This is a genomic window from Nocardiopsis sp. TNDT3, from assembly GCF_003427465.1.
Classification (GTDB): domain Bacteria; phylum Actinomycetota; class Actinomycetes; order Streptosporangiales; family Streptosporangiaceae; genus Nocardiopsis; species Nocardiopsis dassonvillei.
Genome location: NZ_QPFC01000965.1, coordinates 1 through 4,043, shown reverse-complemented (window position 1 = coordinate 4,043; position 4,043 = coordinate 1). Strand labels below are relative to the sequence as shown.

At 77.3% G+C, this 4,043-nt stretch carries 4 protein-coding genes; all 4 read left to right on the top strand.

Features of this window, described 5'->3' with window-relative positions; all coding sequences use genetic code 11:
• Positions 1-185 precede the first annotated feature (185 nt).
• The 4 genes from DQW06_RS22335 to DQW06_RS22320 all read left to right on the top strand — a co-directional run bounded on the left by DQW06_RS22335 (position 186) and on the right by DQW06_RS22320 (position 3,999).
• Positions 186-806, top strand: a complete 621-nt coding sequence (locus tag DQW06_RS22335) for a copper chaperone PCu(A)C (protein WP_117199249.1) — start codon at positions 186-188, stop codon at positions 804-806.
• Complete coding sequence (locus tag DQW06_RS22330; RefSeq protein ID WP_117199248.1) at positions 806-2,011, top strand: Dyp-type peroxidase; 1,206 nt, start codon at positions 806-808, stop codon at positions 2,009-2,011. Before DQW06_RS22335 ends, DQW06_RS22330 begins: the two co-directional genes overlap by 1 nt.
• A 183-nt stretch (positions 2,012-2,194) precedes the next feature.
• The gene (locus DQW06_RS22325) at positions 2,195-2,755 is read left to right on the top strand and encodes a hypothetical protein (protein ID WP_117199247.1); all 561 of its coding nucleotides are present in this window, start codon (positions 2,195-2,197) and stop codon (positions 2,753-2,755) included.
• A gap of 419 nt (positions 2,756-3,174) precedes the next feature.
• Complete coding sequence (locus DQW06_RS22320) at positions 3,175-3,999, top strand: sigma-70 family RNA polymerase sigma factor (RefSeq protein ID WP_117199246.1); 825 nt, start codon at positions 3,175-3,177, stop codon at positions 3,997-3,999.
• Positions 4,000-4,043 lie beyond the last annotated feature (44 nt).

The following is a 4,043-nucleotide window of genomic DNA, read 5'->3' as shown; positions in this document are numbered from 1 at the left end:
AGCGGACACCGAAGAAGTCCTACACACCGCAGACGGGGCGGGTCCGGCACGGCCGGGCCCGCCCCGTCTGCGTGCGAGGACCTGATGCGGCACGGGGCACCCGGACGCCGGGAACCGGACGGCCCCGCGATCCGACCCGTAGGGGGAACGGCCGCGAGAACGCGGCTCGTACCCCCGGAGGGAACATGGACCGCATCCGCACCAGCCGTACCGCATGGGCCGCCTCACTGCTCTGCCTCGGCCTCACCCTCACCGCCTGCGGAGGGGCGCAGGAGCAGGGCGCCGCCCCGGCGGAGGAGGCCGCCGACAGCGCGGTGACCGCCGCCGACGCCTTCTCCGTGACCGACCCCTGGATCAAGGCCGTCACCGCCGAGGAGGGGATGACCGGCGTCTTCGGTGTGCTGGCCAACGGCTCCGGCGAGGAGATCACCGTCGTCTCGGCCGACTACGACGCGGCCGGGATGGTCGAGCTGCACGAGGTCGTCTCCGAGGGGACCGACGCCACCATGCGCGAGAAGGAGGGCGGGTTCCCCATCCCCGCCGGAGGCAGCACCACCCTGGAGCCCGGCGGCGACCACATCATGCTCATGGAACTGACCGAGGACCTCCAGCCGGGAGCCGAGGCGACCGTCACCGTGGAGTTCTCCGACGGCTCCACCACCGAGTTCACCGCCGCGGTCAAGGACTACGCCGGGGCCAACGAGGAGTACGAGGGCGGGCACGGCGAGGGGAACGGCGACGGGGAGCACGGCTCCGAGGGAGAGGACGGCGGGGCGCACGGGGACGAAGGGCACGGGGACCACTGATGGGCGGTGAGTCCCGGCTCAGCCGCAGAGGGCTGCTCCTGGGCGGCGCGGCGGCCGGTGTCGGCGCGGCCGGGGGCGCGCTCGCCCACCGGTGGGCCGCGGAACCTGCGGCGGCCCCCCAGGCGCCCCCGCTCAACGGCACGCTGACCGTGCCGTTCCACGGCGTGCGGCAGGCGGGCGTGGAGACCCCGCCGCAGACGCACGGCACCTTCGTCGCGCTGGACCTGGAAGCGGGGACGGACGCGGACGGGGTCGGCCGGCTCCTGCGGCTGCTCAGCGACGACGCGGCCCGCCTGTCCCGGGGCGAGCCCGCCCTGGCCGACACCGAGCCCGAACTCGCCCTGGTCCCGGCCCGGCTCACCACCACGTTCGGGTTCGGGCGGGGTCTGGTGGAGCGGGTGGACCCCGACGCGGTGCCGGAGTGGCTCGGGCCACTGCCCGAGTTCGGGCACGACCGGCTCGACCCGGCCTGGGGCGGGGCGGACCTGCTGCTCCAGGTGTGCGCGGACGACCCCGTCACCGTCTCCCACGCGGTGCGGATGATGCTCAAGGACGCGCGGGCCTTCGCGCGGGTGCGGTGGACGCAGAGCGGGTTCCGCCGGGCCCACGGCTCCCAGCCCGAGGGCACCAGCATGCGCAACCTGATGGGGCAGGTGGACGGGACCGTCAACCCGGCGCCGGGAACCGGGGACTTCGACCGGCTGGTCTGGGGCGGGAACCCACCGCGGTGGCTCAGGGGAGGCACGAGCCTGGTGCTGCGCCGCATCGCCACCCACCTGGACACCTGGGACGAGCTGGACCGGCCCGCCCGCGAGGCGGTCATCGGCCGCCGACTGGACAACGGCGCGCCGCTGACCGGTATCGAGGAACACGACGAGGCGGACCTGGAGGCCACGGACGCCTCCGGGCTGACCGTCATCGCGGACTTCGCGCACATCAGGCGGGCCCGCACCGACGACCCGGACCAGCGGATCTTCCGGCGCGCCTACAACTACGACGAGCGCGGCTCGGGCGGCGAGGAGGCGGGGCTGCTGTTCGCCTCCTTCCAGGCCGACCCGCTGCGCCAGTTCGTTCCCATCCAGCGGCGCCTGGACGAGCTGGACCTGCTCAACGAGTGGGTGACCGCCGTGGGCTCGGCGGTGTTCGCCGTCCCGCCGGGCTGCGAGGAGGGAGGGTACGTGGGGCAGGCCCTGCTGGAGGGGTGAGCCGCCCCGGGCAGCGGAGAGCGGGACCCGCTGGACGAAGCCGCCGACGCGGCGGGGAGCGGGAAGCCCCGGCCCCGGAGACCGGATCCGACCTCCGGGGCCGCCTGGGGGGCGCCTCCGCGCGGACGACCGCTCGGCCCACCCCCCTGGGCGGGGACCCGGAACGGGTGCGACGATGAACCCATGACGGAGCGGCCACCCCTGCGCGCGGCCCGCGCCGGGGTGTTCGCCTCGGTGTGCTCCGCCGTGTCCGTGGGCGGCCACGCGCTGTCCTCCGAGCACGCCGTCCCACTGGGCGGACTGCTCGTCGGCGCCGCCCTGGTCTACGCCTCCGCCTGGGCCGCGACCGGCCGCGAGCGCGGACTCGGCGCGATCGCCGGATGGATGGCGTGGGGCCAGCTGGCCCTGCACCTGGTCTTCTCCACGGCACAGGCTGCGGGCGCCCACGGCGCCCACGCGGCCGACCCCGCCGCCGTCGAGGCCGCCTCGGGCGGCGCCCGGATGCTCGTCGCCCACGTCGTGGCGGGCGCCGTGTGCGCCTGGTGGCTGCGCCAGGGCGAGGCGGCGCTCTTCGCCTACCTGCGCCTGGCCGCCGCCGCGCTGCTGCCCGTCCTGGTGCTCGCGGCCCCGCGGCTGGTGCCCGAACGGGTGCCCTCGGCCCCGCTCCCCGAGCGCCGGACGCCCGCCCCGGCCGCGCCCTACCTCCGACACAGCCTGGTTCTGCGGGGACCGCCCGCGGCGTAGGCCGTGTTCGACCGCACCACCGACCGCCGCGCGGCGGTCGGCGCCCGCGAACACGCCCCGGGCCGCTGACCCGGCCCCTGCCCGCACCCGCACCGCCAGCGCGCCTTCCACCCCGACGGCGGGCTCCGCGGGGACCGGCTCCGAGCCGTCCTCGCGCCGGGCCGTGCCCACGGAGGGAACGGCCGCGCCGTCCCGGCTCCGCCTGGGCGGGCGCGGGTACCCGGGTCAGCGCCCTCACGCCGCGTCCTCCGCACCGCCGCGCCCACGCGCGCACGTCCGGGGGGACGCGTCCGGTCCCCGCGTGCCCGGGACCGGTCCCCCGTCGGGGACCGGCCGCGCACGCTCCCGTCACCGCGTGCACCACCGCCCGAGGCCACCGGCCGCCGGGCCGCTGGTGCACGCCGGAACCCGGAGCACCGATGCCCACCGACACCGTCTTCCAGGAGCAGCGCCCGGCACGGGCGCGCCGTTCCCACCCCGACCGCCTGTCGTGCCGTCCGCGGCGCGACCACCGCACCGAACCGCCGCCCCCCGCGGCGGTCGAAGCGGACGAGCCCGCTCGCGAGGGCGGGCCCGCCTCCGCGAAGGGCACCGCTCTCCCGCGGGGGCACGCCCGCCCGGAGGAACCCGGCCTTCCAGAGGAACCGGTCCGTCCGGAAGGGCCCGCCCTCGCGGAGGGACCGGCCCGTTCGGAGGAGTCCCCGCACGCGGAGGAACGCGCGCATGAGCGGGACGGCGAACTCGACCGGCTGGCGCTCGCCGCCCGTGAGGGCTCGGCCGCCGCGCTCGACGCGTTCGTCCGGCGCACCCGTCCCGACGTCGCCCGCTACATCGCCCGCAGGGTCCACCCCGACCGCGTCGAGGAGCTGAGCCAGGAGACCTACCTGCGGGCCCTGCGCGGCCTGCCGCGGTTCGCCGGACGCGCCCCGGCGCGGACCTGGCTGCTGGCCATCGCCCGCAACACCGTCGCCGACCGCTACCGCCACGACGCGGCCCGCCCCGACTGCGTGCACCACGCCGACTGGGACCTGCTGCCCGCCCGGGCCGTCCGGTTCGACGAGCACGTGGCCCTGCTGTGCCTGCTGGACGGCCTCGCGGCCGAACGGCGGCAGGCGTTCGTCCTCACCCAGGTGGAGGGCCTGTCCTACGCCGAGGCCGCCCGGCTGGCGGACGTGCCCGTGGGCACGATCCGCTCGCGGGTGGCCCGGGCCCGCGGCGACCTGGTGCGCGGGCTCACCGCCTGAGGACCGAACGCGACGGCCCCGGGCCGCTCCGCCTGCGCGGAGCG

Excerpts from the sequence above, each read along its gene's own strand:
- DQW06_RS22335 (WP_117199249.1), top strand. The coding sequence starts at position 186 with ATGGACCGCATCCGCACCAGCCGTACCGCATGGGCCGCCTCACTGCTC.
- DQW06_RS22325 (WP_117199247.1), top strand. The coding sequence starts at position 2,195 with ATGACGGAGCGGCCACCCCTGCGCGCGGCCCGCGCCGGGGTGTTCGCC.
- DQW06_RS22320 (WP_117199246.1), top strand. The coding sequence starts at position 3,175 with ATGCCCACCGACACCGTCTTCCAGGAGCAGCGCCCGGCACGGGCGCGC.
- DQW06_RS22330 (WP_117199248.1), top strand. The coding sequence starts at position 806 with ATGGGCGGTGAGTCCCGGCTCAGCCGCAGAGGGCTGCTCCTGGGCGGC.